Source organism: Actinomadura sp. 7K534 (assembly GCF_004348575.1).
Classification (GTDB): Bacteria; Actinomycetota; Actinomycetes; order Streptosporangiales; family Streptosporangiaceae; genus Spirillospora; species Spirillospora livida.
This window is the reverse complement of sequence record NZ_SMKB01000028.1, coordinates 1-21,294: the sequence shown is the minus strand read 5'-3', so window position 1 is coordinate 21,294 and position 21,294 is coordinate 1. Positions and strand designations below refer to the sequence as shown.

Below are 21,294 nucleotides of genomic sequence, written 5' to 3'. Positions count from 1 at the left end.
GCAGGTGAGAACGGCTGCCGGCAGCTAGCTGAACCTTCCCCCGCCAGGGTGCGCGGCGCTTGCACTCGGCAGGGTGGAGTGACCAAGAAGACGACTAGCCATCCCCTGACCTGCGAACGGACGGCCCTACCCGGCACAACCGGGCCGTCCGTTCCGCGATTGCTCCGTACTGTCAGCTTGGCGTGATCGTCCGCTCTAGGGGGCACGCAACGGGCACGCCGAACATGCTTGAAACCGAAGTGTCCCCGCCGCCGTCTAAACTCCAAGTCGGGCTACTAGAGGACCATCTTTGGCGCCAAAGCGTGCACGTCGAGAGCAAGCGGTCGCGAGTCTTCGCGCTACCGCGCTCGTCGTCGTGTCCGGAGCTGCTGGTTACGTGGAGGGAACCGAGCAGCGCATCGGGATGCTCGCGCTTCTCGGTCTGATCGGCTACTTCACTGCCGCCCCGCCTCAAAAAAAACGCGGCCGAGGCCCTAAGTCAGGTCACACTCAAAAAAAATCTTGGGTGCTAAGTACCTGTACATTCGCTTAATCGAGCCTCGTCCGCTTGCCTGAGCTTCCCGTCTGCCGTCGTCCCGCGCCCCGCGCTGCCGGGCCAGGACCAGGGGGCCAAGGTGGAGCGCCCCACTGGACGAACGACCTTGGCCCCCTGGTCCTGGTCTGGCAGATCTCCGATCGGGTCGACGGCAGACGGGAAGCTCCTCCCTCCCTGACCCCTCGGCGACCGTAACGGACACGCCCCGTGCTTCCCGGAGTCGGAGTGCCCCCGCCGGAGGCAAAGAGGACCTTGGCTACGTGAGACCGGATGATGGGCGGTGGCGCGACCCGGTGACCGCCGGCACCTGGCGGACGGGGCGGCAGTAGCAGGATGCGCGGCCCGGCGCGGCCGTCCGGTGACCGGCGCCCACGCCGCACGCTCCGGGCGGCCAGGCGCGGGGCCGCGCAGCGGCCTGAGCGCCGCCGCCCCTTGATCCAAAACAGCCCAATTCGGCAGGTGACCACAGTTTGCCAGAGGGCTCGTGTGCGTCACGGCGGCAGCCATCCTGTCGATACTGTCAGCCCCAGGTCGTAGGTTGCTCACCATGCGAAGGAGACGGCGATGTCTGGGAGTCAAAGCCCCTACCGCGAGATCACCAACCGCACTGTGCTGCTCGCTGCTGTGGTGGTTGCTGTTCTGGGAGGCGCGTTGTTGTTTCTAGGAGGGAATGAAAGTCTCTGGCATGGACACAAGGGGCTTCAGGCCGGAGTAAATGGAATTGGGGGAGCTCTCTTCGGTGCCGTAGCACTTGGATTTCTTTGGGAGCTGGTGGGAAAGCGGGCCCTAGCGGACGAGATGTATGAAAGGTTTGGTACGAGTTCTGATGTGAAGACAGCGGGTCTCGTTGGAATTGGATCTAGCTATGTCTCGGATCCGGATTGGGAATCGTATTTTTCGGGCGTTACCCGTCTGGATATCGTCGTCGCATACGCCCACACTTGGCGAAACCAGCATTTGGCTCAATTGCGTGAAGTGGCCAGCAGGGCGGATGCGCGGATTCGTGTGTATCTCCCAGACCCTGAAGATACAGACGGGATAGCGGTCCTCGCGTATAGGTTTGGCTACGACGTAGATCGACTTAAGCGCAACATTGAGGAGGCGCGCCACGAATTTATGGGGCTTGCGGTTCCTCATGGTGCGGATGTTCAAGTTCTTTACAGGCCAGCGTACTCGGTTTTCAGCTTCTATCGCTTCGACTCTATCGCTGTAGTGACTCTTTATAGTCACAGTCGCGCACGCCAGCCGAATGTGCCGACTTTTGTATGCAGGTCCGGCGGCTCGCTATTTAAGTTCGTCTATGAGGAGCTTGCTGCACTCCGCGACATGTCTCGCACTCCATAAACCAGGTACCAGCGACGAGGGAGGCCAAATGAAACAAGACATCTCAATCTTCCGCAATGATATCCCTGCAAGCCTTGACCATGCCCTCCGGTGTCAAGATGTGATTGCCTGGGACATCGAGACCTCGGGCCTTGACTGGAAGCAAGAACGCATCGGGACCTGCCAGCTATTTACGAAGGAGACTGGACCCATAATTGTCCAAGTAGGTGCCGATAGGCCCGCGCGCTTGTGTCGCCTTCTTGTCAACCCTAACGTGACAAAGCTGTTCCATCACGCCATGTTTGACTTGCGATTCATGGCGAGTGCATGGCAGGTGCGCCCAGCGAACGTCGAGTGCACTAAGATAGCTTCCAAATTGCTGTGGCCCGGTAAAGATGGATCCTGTTATACCCTCAAGGGCTTGCTGCAGCAGTTGTTGGCAATAAGGGTTAGCAAAGCCGCCCGCATTAGTGACTGGACGGCGGACACCCTGACATCGATACAGGTGGAGTACGCGGTAAGTGACGTTGCCCACTTGGAGGAGCTTCGGAGTATTCTCCATAAAAAACTACATGGCGGCGAACTATTCGACCTCTATCGGCGATGTGTCGAGTTCTTGCCGACTCAAGTGGAACTTGAAATCGGCGACTGGTCAGACGTGTTCACATATTGAAGTTGCTGCACGATGTTCGCGACGTCGTCTGTTCGGAGTTTGGGCTACTGCGGTCACATTCGTGAAATGAAGGGCCGACTCGAAGGAGCGTCGCTCCAGACCGTAGGATTGACGGCATGATTCGTGCGGTTGTGTTTGATGTTGGGGAGTGTCTGGTTGACGAGTCTCGGGAGTATGGGACTTGGGCTGACTGGCTGGGGGTGCCTCGGCATACGTTCTCGGCGATGTTCGGGGCGGTGATCGCTCGGGGGTTGGACTACCGGGAGACGTTCCAGGTGTTCGCGCCTGGGTTTGATCTGACGCAGCAGCGTGCGGAGCGGGCCGAGGTTGGGCAGCCTGAGACGTTCGGGGAAGAGGACTTGTACCCGGATGCGCGTCCGACGCTGGCCAAGCTGCGGGGTGATGGGCTGTGGGTCGGGATCGCGGGGAATCAGACGGTGCGGGCCGGGGGCATCCTGCGGTCGCTGGACCTGCCCAACGACATGATCGCGACCTCGGATGACTGGGGTGTGTCCAAGCCTGATCCGGGGTTCTTCCGCTGTGTGGTGGACGCCGCGCCGTGCGAGGCCGGTGAGGTGCTGTATGTGGGTGACCGGCTGGACAACGACATCATGCCCGCGGCGCAGATGGGGTTGCGGACGGCGCTGATCCGGCGGGGGCCGTGGGGGATCATTCAGCAGGACGACCCGGAAGCCGACCGCGTTCCGACGATGCGGATTGATTCGCTGGGTGAGCTTCCGGGCCGTATCGCTGAGTTCAACGCTGGAGCGCGCTGAGGGTGGTTTGCCATCCGTACAGGCGGTCGTCCAGGCGGCGGACGCAGTCGGTGTCGGCCCATGGCTGGAGGGCGCGGCGGACGGTGTGCACGCGGTCCATGCCGGTGGCGTACCAGGTGACGGCGAGTTGGTCTAGGGCCTGCTCAGCGTAGGTGCATGCGGCTTCGGGGTTGCGCTGGGCGACCTCGACGGCGGCCAGGTCGCCGAGGATGACGGCGCGTTGTTTGGCGTTGGTGTCGCCGATGGCCTCCAGGACGCCGAGGAGTGTGGCCTTGGCCTGGGCGGGCTGACCGGCTTTGAGCTGGGTGTCTCCCTTGAATGAAGCGAGGCTGACCGGCGAGAACCAGTTGAACCAGTCGGGGGCCGGCGCTCCGGTGCTCTCGGCGAGCATGCGTTCGGCGTGGTCGATGAGGCGTAGGGCTTCGCGGGGGTGTCCGCAGCGGGTTTCGCATTCGGCTTCGACGGCGTCGAGCCACGCCCAGAACTCGGCGGGCGGGTTGCCTCGTCGGGCGTAGGTACGGGCTGCGCGCATGCGTTCGGCTGCCTCGTCGCGTCGGCCGTCCCATCCGGGGATGAATGCGGCGTGGGCGAGGATCGCGGCGCCTAGTAGTGGGTCGTCGGCTTCTCCGGCGGCCTGGAGGGCGCGGACGTATGAGGCGTCGGCGTCTTCGGGCTGGCGTAGGTCGAAGAACTCGATGCGGCCGACCAGTAGCAGGGACTCTGCGAGGGCGGTGGCGAGGATGGTCCGCGGGACGCCGGTGGTCTCGGCAAGTAGCTGGGTGCCGAGTTTGGTGTGTTCGACGACGGTCGGGTGGAGTTGCGCGGGCTGGACGGAGAAGTACAGGCGGCGTAGGGCGCCGTTGATGGCGGAGAAGTCGGCTCCCACGGTGGGCGGTTGGACGGCGGCGTTGGCCTTGGGGAGCGGGAGTGCGGCGCCGGTTCCCTGGCCGTGGGTGGTGGGCGTGCTGGTGTTCGGGCGTGCCGGGGCCGGGGTGTCCGCGGTCTCCCAGGGTGGGGTGAAGCCCAGTTCTTCGATGGGCAGTTGCAGGACGTGAACCAAGAGGCGCTGGTGGTCGGCGCGGGGCCATGGCGGTGAAGCGGACTCCCAGCGTCGTATCTGTCGGGCGCTGATTTGCATGTGGCCCAAGCCCAGCAGGGGGGCGGCCGCTGTCATCGCGTCGGCTAGCGCCTGCTGGGACGCGTATCCGGCGTGTTGCCGGGCGGCCTTGAGTCGTGTGTTGCCTGCTGGGCGCGGCATCGCTGTTCCCTCCGCTGTGTGTCCTCTTCGTGTCCGACTTTAGCGCCGATACGGGCACTGAGCGGACACTGTGACCCGTCTAACTCGATTGAACGTCCTTACAAAGTCCTATAGAAGACCTAAGTAGGACCTTCAGTAGGACGTTTGGAGGCGAGAGTGTTGGCCGCATGCGCGACAAGCAGGCAGACAGCGGGTGCGGGCACTGCAGCGGGCGGGGATGGAAGTTCGTCCATCCTCGCCGGGCGGTGCTGGTCGGGATGCCGAGTGGTTCGGGTCCGGTGGTGGAGCGGGTGCCGTGTGGTTGGTGCGCTCCGGCTCGTGGGGTGCGTGCGGCGTAACGGGCTGCGGGACCGGTGGGTGTTGCGGCGGCTGTAGGGCGTGGTCGATTCCCGCCGAGTGGCCGCGCCTTCGGGGTTGGTGGGTCTCCTCCGGATGGTCGTCGCCCTGCCGGTCCCGCTTTGTCTTCTTCTGGGAGTGGTGGTCGTGGGTCGTGTGGTGGCTCGGGTGGCGCTGGGGGAGTCCTGGCGGTCGGGGGCGTTGGCGCTGGTGGATGCGTTGGAGGCGCGGGGCCTGGTGGCCGAGGTGTGGGGGCATGGCGCGGTCCGGGTGCGTAACCCGGCCGGTGAGCCGGACGCCGATGACCCGCAGGGGCAGGTGTTCGCTCCGGGGCTGCGGCAGGAGGTGCTGTGCCGTCCCCGTGGGGGCGTGTTGTGGTGGTTGTGGGTGTGGTCGGGGCCGACCCGTAGTTCGCCGGTGGAGTTGGAGCCGTTGTGCCCGGTGGAGGACACGGTCACCGCGGCGGAGCGGATTGCGCGGGTGCTGGCGGTGCCGTTCGCCGGCGCCTCGACCTCGTCGGCCTCCTCGGGCGCTTCGGCGTCGGCGGGCGGGTGTGGGTGATGGGTGTCTCGTGGGTGGCGTCGTCGGACGAGACGGCGCGGCGGCCGGTGGCGGCGCAGATTGAGCGGGAGTTCTCCGGGGTCGTGGCCTGGTACGGGCAAGCTACCGGCGCGTGGTGGGCGATGGTGCGTATCCGCCGTGGTGTGCGCTTGGTGGAGGCGGGCGACCCGGGAGAGTTGCGGGAGGCGATCGTGCACGCGCGGGGGTGGCAGTGGCCGAGGTGATCGGCACAGACCTCGGCACACATCGGGCGGGGCATGAAGAGATCGGGCCAGAGTGCCCGATCTCTTGCCTTGGAGTGCGCACGGTTGGTGATCTGCTGCGGCTGCTGGTGGAAGCGGGCCGGGCTTCGGGGTTGCATGCGCAGTCGGTGGCGGTGCCTGGTGATGGTCCGCATGACTGTGACCGGGTGACGGTGGCGTGCCCGGTGGAGTGCCTGGGGCTGTCGGCTCACGTGTTGAACGCGCTGCGCAACGATCGCGGGCGTACGACGACGGTGGGGGATGTGCTCGGGTTGCTGCGGTCGCGTGAGCTGGCCGAGGTGCGCAACATCGGGCCTCGCCGGGTCGGTGAGGTGCGTACGGCTCTGGTTGCCGCCGGTTTCCCGGTGCCGCATCACATGGTCTGAATCCTTTGAGTCGCTGAATGCTCGGTGTGGTGGGGGCTGTGGCGGTGTCGGTGCTGCCCGTGGCGGCCCTGGGGGCGTGACGTCCGCGGATGTGGTCGCTACCCTGCCCCATGTGAGCCGCTTGTGTGGTCAAGCGTCCTAGTAGTCAGGTGGTTGTGATGTCGAGCTTGGAGTTCGAGCCTCCGAAGTATGCGCGGGTGGTGCTGGAGGTGCGGCGCCGGATCGAGAACGGCGACTACCCGCCCGGCTCGATGCTCCCCTCGGAATCTCAGCTCGTCCGGGAGTTCGCCGTGGGCCGGACCACGGTGGTCCGCGCGTTGCAGATGCTCCAGCAGGAGGGATGGATCACCCGCGAACACGGGCGCGGCTCGTTCGTCAAGGGACGCCCCGCCTCGGCCGCCCGGCCCTCCCGTCCCGGCCTGGCCGTGCTTGACCAGCCCGAAACTTCCATCGGGGTTCGGCTGGTCGATGTCGGCCAGGTGGAGGCGCCCGGCCCGGTCGCTGCGCTGCTGGATTCGGGTGGGGCTAGGGTGCTGGCGCGGCGCTGGGTCACTGAGCGGGACGGCATCGCCTCGGAGGTGGTGACGTGCTGGTTCCCGCAAGAGTTGACCTTCGGCACCGACCTGGACAAGCCCGAACCCCTGCCGGTCGGGCTGCGGGATCACCTGCGCACGGTCAAGGGGCTGCGCATCGACCACATCACCGAGCGACTGACCGCGCGACTCCCCGCCGGCGACGAACCCGGCCTGCTGGGGGTCAAGGAGACTGAGCCGGTGCTGGCGACGGTGGCGAGTCTGCATGACGCCTCTGATGCGGTGCGGTTCGTGGCGCAGGTCGTGATGCCGGGGTCGCTGCATGAGTTGGAGGACGTGTACAGCGTCCCGGACTGACCGGCGTCCGGCTGACCTGCCGCTCCATGGAGTGTGATGCAGGTCACTCTAGTTGGAGGTTGTCCGGTCGAGTGTGCGAGGTATCTTCTAGGCATGCACTCGTCCGGACAAGCGGACGGGTGAACGTCTGGAGGTAGCCAGAGATGGCAGTGCAAGGTCCGTTCAAGGTCGCGTTCGCCGACGTGTTCCCCTACGGCGCGTTCGTCAAGGGCGGTGTCGAACCGGTGCGGGACTTCGACCGCTCGACCCGCGAGAACTTCGTCCAGGCGCGCGACAAGGACACCGGGGAACTGGTGTGGGCCGTGGAGGTCCTGGACGCCGACCCCGAGTCCAAGGGGACGTTCAAGGTCAAGCTGATGGCGCCGGTTCAGCCGGTGATGCCGGAGGCTCCGGCGGGCTTCCCGTTCGTGCCGGTGGAGTTCGATGGCCTGGCGGTCACGCCGTACGTCAACTCCGGTACCGGGCGGCTGGCCTACAGCCTTAAGGCGGCGGCGGTCCGTCCGGCCAACTTCAAGGGCGGCGCGAACCGCTCGGGCAAGGACAACGCTGCGAAGGATGCGGCGTGAAGGACGGATACGGCTCGGTGGGCGTCCACTTCGGCGCGGATACGCGCTTCGGCTGCATCACCTACCCCGACGATCCGCCGACGAGCCCGATTCTGACGATCTCGACGCCGGGCCTGTCGCTGACGCTGTCCGGCCGGAGGCTCGACGTAGAGGCGGGCGACGTGCAGAACGCGCGGCGGCTGCTGGAGGTCGTCTCCCGGTTCACGGCCGAGGTGGAGCGGCTCCACTCCCTCAACAACATCCCGGCCGAGTCCGCCGAAGACACGGCGGCCTGATCTAGGTGGGGCGGCTGGAGCTGGTACCTCCGGCCGCCCCGCTCTCTCTCCCCTGATCAGCACAAAGAAGAGGTGTGACCCATCATGGCATGGGAGTTCCGCAAGCTGGCCCCCGGCGAGAACGTCGCCGTCGAAACCCAGCGTGACCCGTTCGCGGCGCCCAAGTGGGCGCCTCCGGTGTGGCACATGCCCGAGGGCCTGGTGCTCATCGTCAACGCCGTCCGCTTCCTCGTCCGCACGATCGTGTTCCTGGTCCGCAACATCGTCCCCGTCTCGGCCGCGTCCGGTCTCGGCTGGCTCGGCTACGCCTACGGGTGGACCGTCCCCGTCCTGGTCCTGGCCCTCGTCGCCGTGGTCCTGGGTGTGTGGGCGGGGGTGGACCGTCCGTCCTTCGTCCGCTGGATCGCCCGTCCCGTCCGGTCCTGGTGGCGTCTCACCTTCGTGTACCGGCGGCACTGGCAACCGGTCCTGGTCACCGCGGGTCTGACCAAGATGCACAAAGGGCGGGAGTACCTGCCCTCGCTCGTCCGGGTCCGCTGCGGCCCCACGTCCGATCGGGTGCTGGTGCGAATGCTCAAAGGGCAAGCGCCGGACGCGTGGGAACGGGTCACGGCCAACCTGGCGCACGGCTTCGGCGCATCCCTGGTCCGGGTGCGGGACGGGGACCGTCCGGGACGCATCTGGCTGGAGTTCATCCGCCGCGATGCCCTCGCCGAACCGATACCCGCGCTCCCCGTCCCGGAGGCCTCCGAAATCGACCTGTCCGCGCTCCCGGTTGGGCGGTGCGAGGACGGCTCACCGTGGCGGCTGCGGCTCCTCGGAACCCACGTGTTGATCGCGGGGGCGACGGGGGCCGGCAAGGGCTCGGTCATCTGGTCGGCCGTCCGCGCAGTGCTGCCGTTGATGCTCGGTGGGCTGGTGGAGGTGTGGGCGGTCGATCCCAAGCGCATGGAGCTGTCGTTTGGGCGGGTGCTGTTCGAGCGGTACGGGCGCTACTCCTCCGATCCCAAGGGCGGCATGGTCGATCTGCTGGAGGCGGCGGCCGAGGACATGAACGCCCGTGCGGAGCGGTTCGCGGGTGTGACGCGGTCGTTCACGCCGTCGCGGGAGTATCCGTTCCGGGTGATCGTGGTGGATGAGTTGGCCTTCCTGACCGCCTACTGCCCCGAACGCGACCTGAGAAAGCGGGCCGAGTCGGCGCTTGCGGTGCTGACCTCGCAGGGCCGGTCGGTGGGGTACTGCGTCATCGGCGCGCAGCAGGACGCGCGCAAAGAGGTCAACAACCTGCGCAACCTGTTCCCCGACCGCATCGCCCTGCGCCTCGATGAAGACGAGCAGGTCGACATGGTCCTCGGCGACGGTGCCCGCGACCGCGGCGCCCTGGCCGACCAGATCTCATCAGTTCCGCAGATCGGCGCGGGGGTCGGGTTCGTCCGGCTGGAAGCCTCCCCCGACCCGGTGCGGGTCCGCGCGGCCTACGTCTCCGACGGTGATATCCGGGCGATGGTCGCGCTCGGCCTGCCCGACCTGGACATCGAGGGGGCCGCGTGAGGCAACCCACCCTCGACGCCCCCGACGCTCCGGACGAGCCCGCACCGGAACCGGTGGTCAAGACGCTGCCTCCGCTGGCGCGGGGGGTGCTGGAAGCGGTCGCGGTCGAACACGGCGTGTGCATCCGGCCCGTGCCGATGCGGCGGGTCGACCTGAACACGGGTGCGGCCGAGGTGGTGTATGTCCCGTGCGGTCACACGCTGGCCTCGGTGTGCCCCTCGTGCGCCGAACGCAAGCGCAAGCTGAGGGCCGTGCAGTGCCGTCAAGGCTGGCACCTGACCGAAGAACCGATCATCACGCGCGCTGATGCTGACGAGGAACAGCGGGCGTGGATGGAGTTGCGGGCGCATGCGGCGGCGGCCCGTGACCTCGCAGCCGTCGACGGGACGGCGGACGGGGAAGACGCCGAGTTCTGGGACGCGGTCATTCGTGACCTCGACAACGAGCTTGAACGCACCGGGGTCCGCGGTGCCCTCAAGACAGAGCAGGGCAAGAGCCGGCGGACGCGGTCGACCCGTAGGCGGCAGGACGCTCCAGACCTTCCCCGGCGACCGGTCGACTCCCGCACGGTCGGCAAGGTCTTCCGAGGTAGGGACGGCAAGGCGTTCCGGCCGTCGATCTTCCTGACCCTGACGCTGGACTCCTATGGGCGGGTGCGCTCGGACGGAACGCCGGTCGACCCCGACGGCTACGACTACACGCGGGCCGCGCGGGATGCTCTGCACTTCTCCAAGCTGGTCGATCGGTTCGTGCAGAACCTGCGCCGGTTCGTCGGCTACGACGTGCAGTACTTCGCGGCCGTCGAACCGCAACGGCGGCTGGCTCCCCACCTGCACATGGCCATTCGCGGCACCATTTCGCGGGCTGAGCTGCGGCAGGTGGTGGCGGCCACCTATCACCAGGTGTGGTGGCCCTCGACCGATCGCGTGGTCTTCGAGGGGGAGCGGCTCCCGGTCTGGGATGACGTGGCGGGCGAGAGCGGCGGCTACCTCGACCCTGCAACCGGCGAAGTCCTCCCGACCTGGGATGAAGCGCTAGACGCGCTCGGCCAGGAGGAGGATGCCGAACCCCTGCACGTGGTGCGGTTCGGGCGGCAGATCGACGCCCAAGGCGTCCTGGCCGACTCCGCGCAGTCCCGCAAGCTGATCGGCTACCTGACCAAGTACCTCGTCAAGGGCGTGGCCGAGTGCCACAACGCCGAGACAAGCGCGCAGCGCGAACACGTCGACCGGATGGCCGAAGCACTGCGCTACGAGCCGTGCTCACCGACGTGCGCGAACTGGCTGCGCTACGGCGTCCAGCCCAAGAACCTCCGCAAGGGCCTCACGCCCGGCTACTGCAAGGGCAAAGCACACCGACGCGAACACCTCGGCTACGGCGGCCGCCGCGTCCTGGTCTCCCGCAAGTGGTCCGGCAAGACCCTGGCCGATCACAAAGCCGACCGCAAAGCCTGGGTTCTGGCCCGGCTGGCTGAGGCCGGTGTCCCCGTCACCAACCCGGCCGATCCCAACGCCGTCCACATCTGGGAACGCGCCGGGCCTGGCGACCCGGACGTGAAACCCGCAGAACAACGCCTACTGCTGCTGATCAACGAACGCATCCAGCGACGCAAGCAACTCGACCAAGCGACCAACACCCCCACCCCCGGACTTTCGGCAACTGCGGAGGCAGCGTGAAGCGCAGTGAGTTGATGACCACGAAAGAAGTCCTCGCCGAACTGGGCGGGAACGTGGATCGCAACGTCTTCTACCGCTGGCGGGCCACGGGTCGGGCTCCTGCGGGACTCAAGCTCCCCAACGGCGAACTTCGCTTTCGTCGTTCCGAAGTCCTCGCCTGGATCGACTCACTTGAGCAGGGGAGCGCGGCGGCATGATGTCGTATCAGGTGCGGTTCTGGTCCATTAAGACGATGAAGAACCGCCGTCGCCCGTACGGCGTCCGCTGGGTCGTGAACGGGCAGGAGAAATCGGAATGGTTCGTCACGAAAACCCTGGCTGAGCACTTCCGCTCTGAACTCGTCCAGGCGGCTCGGCGCGGTGAGGGCTTCGACACCGTGTCGGGCCTTCCCGAGTCGAAGCTGCGAACGCACAAATCCGGGTCGTGGTACGACCATGCGCGGGCCTACGCCGCTCGCAACTGGGCTGGTAGCGCGGCCAAGACACGCGCGACGGTCGCTGACTGCCTGGCGTCCGTCAGTCGTGGCCTGGTGGTGGACGAGCGGGGAACGCCCGGCGCTGAAAGTCTGCATCGGGCTCTCGCGACCTGGGCATTCAATCGGCAACGCATGGAAAAGTACGAACCTCCGGCCGATGTCGCCGGCGCGCTTGCCTGGCTGGCCAAGAAATCCGTTCCGCTCGCTGACCTGGAAGACCCGGCCGTCCTCCGGAACGCCCTCGACGGAATGGCGGTCAACCTGGACGGGGAATCGGCGGCGCCGAAGTCAGTCGCTCGGCGGCTCTCGGTCTTCCGCTCCTGCCTGGACTACGCCGTTGAGCTGAAAGTCTTTTCGGCAAATCCGCTTGGCGGCGTCCGGTGGGAGGTTCCCAAGACGGCGGAAGAGGTCGACCCGCGTCAGGTTCCCAACCCTGACCAGGCTCGGGCACTCCTCGCAGCGGTGCCGGTGGTGGCTCCTCGGGTGGGTCGGCATCTCTACGCCTTCTTCGCCTGCCTGTACTTCGCGGGCCTGCGCCCCTCGGAGGCGGTTGCGCTGCGCCTGGACGACTGCGAACTTCCGGCAACCGGCTGGGGTCGCCTCCTCCTCGCTGGCTCTAGCCCGGCCTCGGGGAAGCAGTGGACCGACAACGGCGAGTACCACCAGCCTCGGAGCCTCAAGGCTCGCGCTGACGGGGTGAAGCGTCCGGTTCCGGCCTGCCCTGAGCTGGTGGTCATCTTGCGTGCCCACGTGGCCGAGTTCGGCGCGGCCGATGACGGTCGCCTGTTCCGCAGTCAGCGCGGCAACCGGCTCGCGCCGGTCAGTTACGAATCAGTCTGGCGGCGGGCTCGTGAACGCGTCCTGACGGCTGCCCAACTCGCCACGCCGCTCGCCAAGCGACCCTACGACCTGCGCCATGCCTGCCTGTCGCTCTGGCTGAACGGCGGGGTCCCGGCGGCCAACGTGGCGGCCCGTGCCGGGCACTCGGTGGCCATGCTCCAGAGCACATATGCTCACTGCATCGACGGTGACGAGGAGATCATGAACCGGCGCATCGATGCAGCGCTCGGGGCTCCTCCTACCCCCGCCGCGGAACACGCGGAACAGACCGCCCCTCCGCTGCCCCACCCCCGCACCCGTGTTCCGCGATCGTTCCGCGAATACCGGCTGATCACCGCACACAGTGGATCACGGCGACACACCCGTGAAGCTCCCGAAACGCCCTCCAGCCCAGGTGAGAACGGGTCCCCACAGGTAGACGAACCTTCCCTCCCCCAGGGTGCGCGGCGCTTGCACTCGGCAGGGTAGAGTGCTAAACAAACGGTTGGCACTCTGCTGTGGAGAGTGACAGCTTCACAGTCTGGGTCGGGGCGATGAGGCCTCAGTCCGGCGGCGGAATGGCAGTCGTCGGTGCGGGGGCCGTCCGTCGCGGGCGTCGGCTCGATCCGTCTAAGCCACCTTGTTCCGGGAGGACTGGAGCCTATGGCTGCAAAGATGATCGCGTTCGACGAGGATGCCAGGCGCGGGCTCGAGCGTGGCATGAACCAGCTCGCCGACGCCGTGAAGGTGACCCTTGGTCCCAAGGGGCGCAACGTCGTGCTGGAGAAGAAGTGGGGCGCTCCCACGATCACCAACGACGGTGTGTCGATCGCGAAGGAGATCGAGCTCGAGGACGCGTGGGAGAAGATCGGCGCGGAGCTCGTCAAGGAAGTAGCGAAGAAGACCGACGACGTCGCGGGTGACGGCACCACGACCGCCACCGTGCTGGCCCAGGCGCTGGTGCGCGAGGGCCTGCGGAACGTGGCGGCCGGGGCGAACCCGATGTCGCTGAAGCGGGGCATCGAGGCCGCGGTCGAGCGGGTCAGCGAGGAGCTGTCCAAGCTCGCCAAGGACGTGGAGACCAAGGAGCAGATCGCCTCCACGGCCTCCATCTCCGCCGGCGACCCGCAGATCGGCGAGATGATCGCCGAGGCGATGGACAAGGTCGGCAAGGAAGGCGTCATCACGGTCGAGGAGAGCCAGACCTTCGGTCTGGAGCTCGAGCTGACCGAGGGGATGCGCTTCGACAAGGGCTACATCTCGCACTACTTCGTGACCGACCCCGAGCGCATGGAGGCGGTCCTCGAGGACCCGTACATCCTGATCGTTCAGGGCAAGGCGTCGGCGAACAAGGACCTGCTCCCCGTCCTCGAGGGCGTCATGCAGTCCGGCAAGCCGCTGCTGATCATCGCGGAGGACGTCGAGGGCGAGGCGCTGGCCACGCTGGTCGTCAACAAGATCCGCGGGATCTTCAAGTCCGTCGCCGTGAAGGCGCCGGGCTTCGGCGACCGCCGCAAGGCCATGCTGGGCGACATCGCCACGCTGACCGGCGGCCAGGTCATCAGCGAGGACGTGGGCCTCAAGCTGGAGAACACCACGACCGACATGCTGGGCCGCGCCCGCAAGGTCGTCGTCACCAAGGACGAGACCACGATCGTGGACGGCGCCGGTGACGCCAACGAGATCGCGGGCCGGGTCAACCAGATCCGCACCGAGATCGACAACACCGACTCCGACTACGACCGCGAGAAGCTCCAGGAGCGCCTGGCCAAGCTCGCGGGCGGTGTCGCGGTGATCAAGGCCGGTGCCGCCACCGAGGTGGAGCTGAAGGAGCGCAAGCACCGCATCGAGGACGCCGTCCGCAACGCCAAGGCCGCGGTCGAGGAGGGCATCGTCCCCGGCGGTGGCGTGGCGCTGCTGCAGGCCGGCACCAAGGCGTTCGACAAGCTGGAGCTCGCGGGCGACGAGGCCACCGGTGCCAACATCGTCAAGCGGGCGCTGGAGGAGCCGGTCAAGCAGATCGCCATCAACGCCGGCCTCGAGGGCGGCGTTGTGGTCGAGCGGGTCCGCGGGCTCAAGCCCGGCGAGGGCCTGAACGCCGCGACCGGCGAGTACGTCAACATGTTCGACTCCGGCATCCTCGACCCGGCCAAGGTGACCAGGTCCGCGCTGCAGAACGCTTCGTCGATCGCTGCGCTGTTCCTCACCACCGAGGCCGTCATCGCCGAGAAGCCCGAGAAGAACCCGGCCCCGGCGGGCGGCATGCCCGACGCCGGCGGCATGGACTTCTGATCGGCGGCGTGTAGCCACACGCGATGAAGGGGCGGCCCCTCGGGGCCGCCCCTTTTGCGTGCACGCGTCCGCGTCCGGTACGCCATCATGCGGGGATGAGTGATCTTTTCAGCTCACCCGTGCTGCGCGTCGACCAGCCGCGAGGCGTCCCCGGCGCCGGTTCCCGGTACCGGGTGCTCGACGGCCGCGGGACGCTGCTCGCCACCGCGGGGGAGCGCGGCGTCTCCCGGCTCCGCAAGGCCGCCAGGGTCGCCGGAGGGGGCGGCGGCAAGGGCCGCACCGTGCACGTCGAGAGCGCCCAGGGCGTGCCGCTGCTCAGCGTCACGGCGAACGGGCCGACGGCGAGCGCCAGGGCGCAGGTGAGCACCCCGGACGGCGCCCTGATCGGGACGGTGCAGAAGATCGGGGAGGCGGCCGGCCACCAGTACACGCTCCTGGACCACGCCGGACGTCCGGTCGGCCGCCTGGACGGAAGCCGTTTCGGCTACAAGTTCCCGGTGCTGGACGGCCACGGCACACACGTCGCGCAGATCGAGAAGAGGCTCAAGGGCGTCGCCACCGAGCTGCTGACGACCGCCGACCGGTACTCGGTAGAGATCTTCCAGCCGCTCCACGACCCGCTCCGCGTCCTGGTGGCCGTCACCGCGATCGGCATCGACCTGATGTTGTACGAAGGCAAGGACTGGCCTATCGGCTAGCCCTTGCGGCAGGGGACTTTCGCGTACCGTATGGCTCGGCGAGACCGCTCCGAGACGAGGCTGGGAGAAAGCATGAGCGACCCGTTCAGTTCCTCTGTGCTGAAGGTTGAACAGCCTCGCAGGGGACCGTTCGGCAAATCGCGTTACAAGGTCCTCGACGGCGACGACACCGTGCTCGCCATCGCGGCCCCGGCGGTCGACGAGGGCCGCGCCGAGGCGATGCGCGGCATCGTGCCGGGCAAGTCGAACCTCGACGCCCGCGCCGTCCAGCTGACCACCCCCGACGGGGCGCCCCTCCTGACCGTGGAGAAGCTGCGGGGACGGGACTACACCGAGATCCTCGGCACCAAGGAGGAGGCGATCGGCTCCTTCGTCACCGAGCGCGTCGGCCGCCGCTACGTCCTCTACGACGGCGACGGCACCCTCATCGGCGCCGTCGAGGTGGACGTCCCGCGCAACAACTTCGAGGTGCTCGACAACGACGGCACCAAGGTCGCGCACGTCCGCAAGAAGTGGGCGGGCCTCGCCACGCACCTGCTCACGACGGCCGACAAGTACAGCGTGGAGATCTTCGACCCCGTCCCGGAACCGCTGCGGACGCTGGCGGTCATGACGGCGATCGTGATGGACATGAACCTCCACGAGTCCAAGGAGATCACCTGACCGGCCCCCGTCACGGGCGCAGCCGGTAGCCGACCCCGCGGACCGTCTCGATCAGCCCCGGCCCCAGCTTGCGCCGCAGGTAGCGGATGTAGACGTCGACGATGTTGGAGCCGGGGTCGAAGTCGAACCCCCACACCTGGCTGAGCAGCTGCTCGCGGGTCAGCACCTGGTCGGGGTGGCGGCAGAACACCTCGGCCAGCGCGAACTCGCGGGCGGTCAGCTCGACCGTCCGGCCGCCGACCCGGGCCCGCCGCGTCCGCAGGTCGAGCTCCAGGCCGCCGGCGCGCAGCACGGTCGCCTCCGGGATCCGCTCCGCCCGCAGCCGCAGCCGGATCCGCGCGAGCAGCTCCTCGAAGGCGAACGGCTTGGCGAGGTAGTCGTCGGCGCCGCCCTCCAGGCCCGCCACCGTGTCCGCGACGCTGTCCCGCGCGGTCAGGATGATCATCGGGATCGTCACGCGTTCGTTGCGCAGCCGGCGCAGCACGGTGAAACCGTCCTGCACCGGCAGCCCCAGGTCCAGGATCATCAGGTCGAACCCGCCGCCGCGGGCGTGCTCGTACGCCGACAGGCCGTCCGGGACGACCAGGGTCGTGAAACCGTTCTTGTGCAGGCCCTTTTCGAGGAACGAGCTGATCCGCCGCTCGTCCTCGGCGATGAGGATCCGGTTCACCGCGCCGCCTCCGCGTCACCGGGCGCCTCTACCCCGGTGAGCGCCTCACCGGTCGCGGACGGCAGGACGATCGTGTCGGCCTCCGCGGCGGCTTCGTCCGGCCAGGGAAGGAATGCCGGACGCAGCGGCAGGGTCAGGACGAACCGCGCGCCCCCGTCCGGCGGGCTCTCCACATGCGCCGTCCCGTCGTGCGCCCTCGCGATGGACGCGACGATCGCCAGCCCGAGCCCGGCACCGTCCCCCGGACCCGCACCGCCCGCCGGACGGGGCTCCCGGTCGCCCCGGACGAACCGCTCGAAGATCCGCTCGGCGTCGGGCGGCGCCACCCCCGGCCCGTCGTCGCGCACCCACAGCAGCACCGCCCCGTCCCGCACCGCCGACCCGACCTCGATCGTGTCGCCGTCCCCGGTGTGCCGGACCGCGTTGGACGCCAGCTGCATCAGCGCCTGCGTGAGGCGCTGCGCGTCCCCCAGCACCCGCACCTCGGCGACCGCGCCGACCCGCCAGCGGCGATCCCCGAGCCCGCGCGACTTGGCGACCACGTCGACCGTGAGGTCCGCGAGGTCGACCTCCCCGACGGTCAGGAAGTCGGGACGGTCCGCCTTCGCCAGCATGATCAGGTCGTTGACCATCCGGTTCATCCGGTCGAGCTCCTCCATGAGCAGCGCGCGGGTCTCCTCGCGCTCGGCCGGGTCGTCGTCCATCAGCTCCAGATTGCCGCGGATGACGGTGATCGGCGTCCGCAGCTCGTGGCCGGCGTCGTCGAGGAACCTGCGCTGCGCGGCGAACGCCGACTCCAGCCGGTCCAGCATCCGGTTGAACGTGGACGCGAGCGCCGCCACGTCGTCGTTGCCGCGGACGGCGAGCCGCCGCGTCAGGTCCGACTCCCCGATCTGGTCGGCGGTCTGCCGGACGAGCCGGATCGGCGCGAGCACCCGCCCCGCGATCACCCAGCCGACCAGCCCGGCCACCGCCAGCGCCCCGAACGCGGTGAAGCCCAGGACGCGGGTCGTCTCGGTCACCTCGGCGCGCTGCGCGTCCCGGAACTGCACCACGACCAGCGCCGCCCGCCGCGGGTCGCCGGACATCCGCACCGGAAGCACCGCGTACCGCACCTCACCGGCCGCGCTGGGCGCCGTGCCGTAGACGGGAGCCCGCGCGCGGGCGACCCTGGCGACGAACGCGGGATCGCGGTCGAGCCGGGCCGGCGGCGGCTGCGCGCTGCGCCGCTCCGCCCGCCCGTCCACCACGGAGAAGAACGTCTCGTAGTCGTCGGGGAGGTTCCGGGCGAGGTAGTCCGTCAGCAGCTCCGACACGTTCGCCGGGGGACGGCCCGTCGCCGGGTCCGCCGCGTTCCGCGAGTAGCTGCGCAGCTTGTTGGCCTCGTGGGTGAGCTCGCCGTCGACCCTGTCGTCCAGCCGGGCCGACAGCACCGACCAGGTCACGGCGACGGAACCGGCCAGCGCCAGCCCGACGAGCAGCAGCATCCAGCCCACGATTCGAGCCCGCGCGGTGACACGGACCTCAGCCGTCATCGCGGTCATCGTCGTCGCGGTCGTTGTCGCCGGACTGGCCGTCGTCGCCTCTCGAACCGTCGTCGTCGTACGAACCGTCGTCGTCGCCGGGCGGGACCGGCGGTGGCGGCACCGCGTCGCCCCCCGCCGTCGTCGGGGCGGACGGCTCCGACACCGGTGCCGAAGAAGAACCCGGAGCCGGCGATACCGTGCCGGTCCGCCCGTCCACGACGGCGGACGACGGGCTGACCTCGATGGTGTCGCCGAGCGACGGCGGGGAGCTCTCGTGCGCCTGGACGAGTCCGGCCACGAGGGCCGTGATCAGCGCCCCGACCGCGACGATCCCGATGAAAGACGTGCGAACGGACATGGGGACAACCTCGCATATCGCCAAGGAAGCGCCGGTTAACGCCACATGAAAGATCCTTCATTTGGGCTGCTCACAGCCGGTTTGTAGCTGGGCATGAGGGTTTCTTCATCTGGCTCTCACCCTCGTCCCATCCCGGGTGGAGACCGTCCCCTTGTCCAACCCCTGACCCCGAGGAGGCGCCCTGTGGCCGCGCACGTCCTATACGGCCTCGCCGCGGATCTTGCCGCGATCACCGTGCTCACGTACGTGATCTACTTCCGCCGGCACCACCGTCGTGACCTGCGGCTCGCGTACATCGCGGTCAACGTGGGCGTATTCACCGTCGTCTCGCTGCTGCTCGCAGAGCGCGCGGACATCGCCGTCGGTTTCGGCCTGTTCGCCGTACTGTCGATCATCCGGTTGCGGTCGGACGCCATCACCCAGGAGGAGATCGGCTACTACTTCGTCGCGCTGGCCCTGGGTCTGGTGAACGGCATCGCCGCCGTCATCCCGTGGCTCGCCGGCCTGCTCAACGCGATCCTCCTCGGGGTGATGTACGTCGCCGACCACCCGCGGCTATCCGCGCGGACTGAGCACCGTGTGGTGACGCTGGACGTCATCCACCATGACCCGGCGGCACTTCAGGCCGACCTGGAGAACCGACTCGGCGGAACAGTGCTGGCCTGCAACGTGACCGAGGTCGACTATGTGCGGGACGTGATGATCGTGGACGTCCGGTACCGCCGCTCCGTTCCGAAGGCCACTTCCCGCAGGCCCGTCCTCCGGACGTCCAAGGCCGCGCACACCGGGCCCGAGGCGTCCTCCGCGAGGGGCATGGCGCGATGACCTTCGACGGAGCCTCGACCCTGACGCGCCTCACGCGGACGCTACCGCCCATCAGCCTGGCGCAGGTCCTCGAACGCGCCGAGCTGCAGACCCGAGTCGACCGCAAGTACCTGGTGCCGGCCGCCGTGTGCGAGGCCATGCTCCCGCGGCTCGGCGACGAGTACGCGGCGCTGGAGATCCGGGGCCTGCGCCGGTTCCGCTACTCGTCGACCTACTTCGACACCCCCGATCTGCTCACCTTCCGCCAGCATCTGCAGGGCCGCCGGCGCCGCTACAAGATCCGGACCCGGGCGTACCTGGACAGCGGGGAGTGCACGTTCGAGGTGAAGCTCGCGGGTGCGCGCGACGTCACCGACAAACGGCGGATGCCCTACGACATCGCCCGCCGCGAGGAGCTGGACAGCACGGCGCGCGACTTCCTGGAGGCCGTGCTGCTCACGGCGTACCGGATGAACGCGCCCGACGTCGTCGTCCCGGCCGCGACGACCGCCTATCTGCGGTCGACCCTCGTCCAGCGTTCCGCCCCCGGCCGCGTGACGCTGGACGCGGCACTGACCTGCACGAAGGAAGACGCCGTCGTGGCGGCCGACCCCGGAATGGTCCTGATCGAGTCGAAGTCCGAGCGGGCCGACGCCCCGGTGGACCGCATCCTTCGCGACCAGGGCGTCCGGCCCGTGAAGATCAGCAAGTACTGCGTGGCCGTGGCCTTGCTCCACCCGTGGATGCCCGCCAACCCGTGGCACCCGGCCATGCGCGCCTTCTTCGACGGCCGCGGTCCCCTTTACGAGGCCGCCTAGCCGAGGTAGGTAATGAAATGTGCAAGTCGCCCGGAGACGTACTAGCGAGTGGCGGATCTCACCCGGGATCCCCGCGGTGGCCAACCTCGCCCTCGCCGTGCTCTGGGCCTTCACCGCCCTCGGCGGCTGGGCCGAACAGGGGTTCTGCGGGGCGGACGGTGTCCCGGACCCGGTCTGCGCGGCCGACGTCCACAACGCCGTGCTCGTCTCCCTGGTCGCGGTCGTCCCGGCGGTGGGAATCATCCTGACGGCATTCGCGTTCCATCGCCTGCGGAGAGATCCCTACCGGGTCACCGGCCTGCTCACCGCCGCGGCCATCCTGTGGGTCATCGCCGAAGCCATCGTGTTCCTCGGCGGACACCTCGCCCAGGCGGGCTGACCGCCGGGAGTGTTTCCGCAGGTGGGGACGCTTTCTGACGGCACACCCCGGCACCTGCCGGAGCCGGCACGAAAAAATTCACGTGTGTCGGTTTGACGTTGTGCCGCCGGGGGCATAATGTTCTCTCCGCCCCACAGGGGAGCGGGACGCCGGAAGGCGGCCGGCCCGTGGGGAACCACTACCGACCAAGCAGACGCGGTTTCGCCGTGTCCGCCGTTCGGTCGTGGGCTGGAAACGGTCGATTTTGCTAATCGCGCCGGATCTGGTGAAATGGCTTCACCGCCCGGAAGGCGCCGCGCAAGCGGCACCGGAACGGCGCTGCCGAGAAAAGCCGGAAATTGACAGTCCGGCCGGATTCGGTAGAGTGAATAGCGAGTCGCCCCGGAGCCGGGTCCGCGGGAGCGGGGTTCGGCGCGGTGGGTGTCCGTTTCTTGAGAACTCAACAGCGTGTTAAAAGCCAGTGCCTTTATCGGCTCGGCCAGTTTTCTGGTCGGGTCGCCCCGTGGCCGCCCTCGCTTTTGCGTGGGGTGGTGGGGATTTCTTTGAGGCAAGAACCTCTCTGTTGAGGGGTTGTTTGCTGGGATTGTTTCCGAGGTTTGGCCGGTTCGGGGTTCGCGCCCTGGGTTGGTCGTTTGGACCTTAATGGAGAGTTTGATCCTGGCTCAGGACGAACGCTGGCGGCGTGCTTAACACATGCAAGTCGAGCGGAAAGGCCCCTTCGGGGGTACTCGAGCGGCGAACGGG

Annotated in this window: 22 protein-coding genes and 1 rRNA gene; 19 read left to right on the top strand and 4 right to left on the bottom strand. The window is 68.0% G+C overall.

Annotated elements, in window-relative coordinates:
• The first annotated feature begins 1,099 nt into the window (after nucleotides 1–1,099).
• The 3 genes from E1266_RS08795 to E1266_RS08785 all read left to right on the top strand — a co-directional run bounded on the left by E1266_RS08795 (nucleotide 1,100) and on the right by E1266_RS08785 (nucleotide 3,307).
• The gene (locus E1266_RS08795) at nucleotides 1,100–1,879 is read left to right on the top strand and encodes a hypothetical protein (RefSeq protein ID WP_132045633.1); all 780 of its coding nucleotides are present in this window, start codon (nucleotides 1,100–1,102) and stop codon (nucleotides 1,877–1,879) included.
• 28 nt (nucleotides 1,880–1,907) lie between these two features.
• Nucleotides 1,908–2,531: a ribonuclease D gene (locus E1266_RS08790; protein WP_165965988.1), complete on the top strand. Its 624-nt coding sequence runs from the start codon at nucleotides 1,908–1,910 to the stop codon at nucleotides 2,529–2,531.
• A gap of 116 nt (nucleotides 2,532–2,647) precedes the next feature.
• Nucleotides 2,648–3,307 carry an HAD family hydrolase gene (locus E1266_RS08785; RefSeq protein ID WP_132045629.1) on the top strand — a complete coding sequence of 220 codons (660 nt, stop codon included), beginning with the start codon at nucleotides 2,648–2,650 and terminating at the stop codon, nucleotides 3,305–3,307.
• On the opposite strand, the gene E1266_RS08780 is transcribed toward E1266_RS08785, so the two are convergent.
• Nucleotides 3,288–4,367: a transcriptional regulator gene (locus E1266_RS08780; RefSeq protein ID WP_243718307.1), complete on the bottom strand. Its 1,080-nt coding sequence runs from the start codon at nucleotides 4,365–4,367 to the stop codon at nucleotides 3,288–3,290. The two genes, E1266_RS08785 and E1266_RS08780, sit on opposite strands and share 20 nt — an antisense overlap.
• A 630-nt stretch (nucleotides 4,368–4,997) precedes the next feature.
• On the opposite strand from E1266_RS08780, the gene E1266_RS08775 reads away from it, so the two are divergent.
• From E1266_RS08775 to E1266_RS08720, 12 genes are all read left to right on the top strand, one after another.
• Complete coding sequence (locus tag E1266_RS08775) at nucleotides 4,998–5,462, top strand: hypothetical protein (RefSeq protein ID WP_132045625.1); 465 nt, start codon at nucleotides 4,998–5,000, stop codon at nucleotides 5,460–5,462.
• 211 nt (nucleotides 5,463–5,673) lie between these two features.
• The gene (locus E1266_RS08770; protein ID WP_132045623.1) at nucleotides 5,674–6,090 is read left to right on the top strand and encodes a hypothetical protein; all 417 of its coding nucleotides are present in this window, start codon (nucleotides 5,674–5,676) and stop codon (nucleotides 6,088–6,090) included.
• 158 nt (nucleotides 6,091–6,248) lie between these two features.
• Nucleotides 6,249–6,980, top strand: a complete 732-nt coding sequence (locus E1266_RS08765) for a GntR family transcriptional regulator (RefSeq protein ID WP_132045622.1) — start codon at nucleotides 6,249–6,251, stop codon at nucleotides 6,978–6,980.
• 143 nt (nucleotides 6,981–7,123) lie between these two features.
• Complete coding sequence (locus E1266_RS08760; RefSeq protein WP_132045620.1) at nucleotides 7,124–7,546, top strand: plasmid replication, integration and excision activator; 423 nt, start codon at nucleotides 7,124–7,126, stop codon at nucleotides 7,544–7,546.
• A complete protein-coding gene (locus E1266_RS08755; protein ID WP_132045618.1) occupies nucleotides 7,543–7,821 on the top strand; it encodes a hypothetical protein in 279 nt (92 codons plus the stop codon). The genes E1266_RS08760 and E1266_RS08755 overlap by 4 nt, the downstream gene beginning before the upstream one ends.
• An 84-nt stretch (nucleotides 7,822–7,905) precedes the next feature.
• A complete protein-coding gene (locus tag E1266_RS08750; protein ID WP_243718306.1) occupies nucleotides 7,906–9,372 on the top strand; it encodes an FtsK/SpoIIIE domain-containing protein in 1,467 nt (488 codons plus the stop codon).
• The gene (locus E1266_RS08745) at nucleotides 9,369–11,048 is read left to right on the top strand and encodes a replication initiator (RefSeq protein WP_347876707.1); all 1,680 of its coding nucleotides are present in this window, start codon (nucleotides 9,369–9,371) and stop codon (nucleotides 11,046–11,048) included. Before E1266_RS08750 ends, E1266_RS08745 begins: the two co-directional genes overlap by 4 nt.
• Nucleotides 11,045–11,245: a helix-turn-helix domain-containing protein gene (locus tag E1266_RS08740; RefSeq protein ID WP_165965987.1), complete on the top strand. Its 201-nt coding sequence runs from the start codon at nucleotides 11,045–11,047 to the stop codon at nucleotides 11,243–11,245. The genes E1266_RS08745 and E1266_RS08740 overlap by 4 nt, the downstream gene beginning before the upstream one ends.
• Nucleotides 11,242–12,831 (top strand): tyrosine-type recombinase/integrase, encoded by a 1,590-nt coding sequence (locus E1266_RS08735; protein WP_132045616.1) that lies wholly within the window; start codon nucleotides 11,242–11,244, stop codon nucleotides 12,829–12,831. Before E1266_RS08740 ends, E1266_RS08735 begins: the two co-directional genes overlap by 4 nt.
• 174 nt (nucleotides 12,832–13,005) lie before the next feature.
• Nucleotides 13,006–14,634 carry a chaperonin GroEL gene (groL, locus tag E1266_RS08730; RefSeq protein WP_132045614.1) on the top strand — a complete coding sequence of 543 codons (1,629 nt, stop codon included), beginning with the start codon at nucleotides 13,006–13,008 and terminating at the stop codon, nucleotides 14,632–14,634.
• A 95-nt stretch (nucleotides 14,635–14,729) separates the two neighbouring features.
• Entirely contained in the window at nucleotides 14,730–15,332 is a 603-nt protein-coding gene (locus E1266_RS08725; protein WP_132045612.1) for a phospholipid scramblase-related protein, read from the top strand.
• A 72-nt stretch (nucleotides 15,333–15,404) separates the two neighbouring features.
• Complete coding sequence (locus E1266_RS08720; RefSeq protein WP_132045610.1) at nucleotides 15,405–15,995, top strand: phospholipid scramblase-related protein; 591 nt, start codon at nucleotides 15,405–15,407, stop codon at nucleotides 15,993–15,995.
• Between the two features lie 10 nt (nucleotides 15,996–16,005).
• Here E1266_RS08720 and E1266_RS08715 read toward each other — a convergent pair whose 3' ends face one another.
• Genes E1266_RS08715 through E1266_RS08705 form a run of 3 tightly spaced genes read right to left on the bottom strand, consistent with a single transcriptional unit; the run spans nucleotide 16,006 to nucleotide 18,549 of the window.
• A complete protein-coding gene (locus tag E1266_RS08715; RefSeq protein ID WP_132045608.1) occupies nucleotides 16,006–16,665 on the bottom strand; it encodes a response regulator transcription factor in 660 nt (219 codons plus the stop codon).
• Nucleotides 16,662–18,200, bottom strand: a complete 1,539-nt coding sequence (locus E1266_RS08710) for an ATP-binding protein (RefSeq protein ID WP_243718305.1) — start codon at nucleotides 18,198–18,200, stop codon at nucleotides 16,662–16,664. The genes E1266_RS08715 and E1266_RS08710 overlap by 4 nt, the downstream gene beginning before the upstream one ends.
• The gene (locus tag E1266_RS08705; RefSeq protein ID WP_132045604.1) at nucleotides 18,190–18,549 is read right to left on the bottom strand and encodes a hypothetical protein; all 360 of its coding nucleotides are present in this window, start codon (nucleotides 18,547–18,549) and stop codon (nucleotides 18,190–18,192) included. The genes E1266_RS08710 and E1266_RS08705 overlap by 11 nt, the downstream gene beginning before the upstream one ends.
• Nucleotides 18,550–18,732: 183 nt before the next feature.
• On the opposite strand from E1266_RS08705, the gene E1266_RS08700 reads away from it, so the two are divergent.
• The 4 genes from E1266_RS08700 to E1266_RS08685 all read left to right on the top strand — a co-directional run.
• Nucleotides 18,733–19,374 carry a DUF4956 domain-containing protein gene (locus E1266_RS08700; protein WP_243718304.1) on the top strand — a complete coding sequence of 214 codons (642 nt, stop codon included), beginning with the start codon at nucleotides 18,733–18,735 and terminating at the stop codon, nucleotides 19,372–19,374.
• Complete coding sequence (locus tag E1266_RS08695) at nucleotides 19,371–20,171, top strand: polyphosphate polymerase domain-containing protein (RefSeq protein WP_132045600.1); 801 nt, start codon at nucleotides 19,371–19,373, stop codon at nucleotides 20,169–20,171. The genes E1266_RS08700 and E1266_RS08695 overlap by 4 nt, the downstream gene beginning before the upstream one ends.
• Nucleotides 20,172–20,247: 76 nt before the next feature.
• Entirely contained in the window at nucleotides 20,248–20,550 is a 303-nt protein-coding gene (locus E1266_RS08690; RefSeq protein ID WP_132045599.1) for a hypothetical protein, read from the top strand.
• Between the two features lie 639 nt (nucleotides 20,551–21,189).
• Nucleotides 21,190–21,294: ribosomal RNA gene (locus E1266_RS08685) — 16S ribosomal RNA — on the top strand; the annotation flags it as partial.

What these genes read in the sequence shown, in the direction of transcription:
- E1266_RS08795 (WP_132045633.1), top strand. Translation starts at nt 1,100, where the DNA reads ATGTCTGGGAGTCAAAGCCCCTACCGCGAGATCACCAACCGCACTGTG.
- E1266_RS08790 (WP_165965988.1), top strand. Translation starts at nt 1,908, where the DNA reads ATGAAACAAGACATCTCAATCTTCCGCAATGATATCCCTGCAAGCCTT.
- E1266_RS08785 (WP_132045629.1), top strand. Translation starts at nt 2,648, where the DNA reads ATGATTCGTGCGGTTGTGTTTGATGTTGGGGAGTGTCTGGTTGACGAG.
- E1266_RS08775 (WP_132045625.1), top strand. Translation starts at nt 4,998, where the DNA reads ATGGTCGTCGCCCTGCCGGTCCCGCTTTGTCTTCTTCTGGGAGTGGTG.
- E1266_RS08765 (WP_132045622.1), top strand. Translation starts at nt 6,249, where the DNA reads ATGTCGAGCTTGGAGTTCGAGCCTCCGAAGTATGCGCGGGTGGTGCTG.
- E1266_RS08760 (WP_132045620.1), top strand. Translation starts at nt 7,124, where the DNA reads ATGGCAGTGCAAGGTCCGTTCAAGGTCGCGTTCGCCGACGTGTTCCCC.
- E1266_RS08750 (WP_243718306.1), top strand. Translation starts at nt 7,906, where the DNA reads ATGGCATGGGAGTTCCGCAAGCTGGCCCCCGGCGAGAACGTCGCCGTC.
- E1266_RS08735 (WP_132045616.1), top strand. Translation starts at nt 11,242, where the DNA reads ATGATGTCGTATCAGGTGCGGTTCTGGTCCATTAAGACGATGAAGAAC.
- groL (WP_132045614.1), top strand. Translation starts at nt 13,006, where the DNA reads ATGGCTGCAAAGATGATCGCGTTCGACGAGGATGCCAGGCGCGGGCTC.
- E1266_RS08725 (WP_132045612.1), top strand. Translation starts at nt 14,730, where the DNA reads ATGAGTGATCTTTTCAGCTCACCCGTGCTGCGCGTCGACCAGCCGCGA.
- E1266_RS08720 (WP_132045610.1), top strand. Translation starts at nt 15,405, where the DNA reads ATGAGCGACCCGTTCAGTTCCTCTGTGCTGAAGGTTGAACAGCCTCGC.
- E1266_RS08710 (WP_243718305.1), bottom strand. Translation starts at nt 18,200, where the DNA reads ATGACGGCTGAGGTCCGTGTCACCGCGCGGGCTCGAATCGTGGGCTGG.
- E1266_RS08705 (WP_132045604.1), bottom strand. Translation starts at nt 18,549, where the DNA reads ATGTCCGTTCGCACGTCTTTCATCGGGATCGTCGCGGTCGGGGCGCTG.
- E1266_RS08695 (WP_132045600.1), top strand. Translation starts at nt 19,371, where the DNA reads ATGACCTTCGACGGAGCCTCGACCCTGACGCGCCTCACGCGGACGCTA.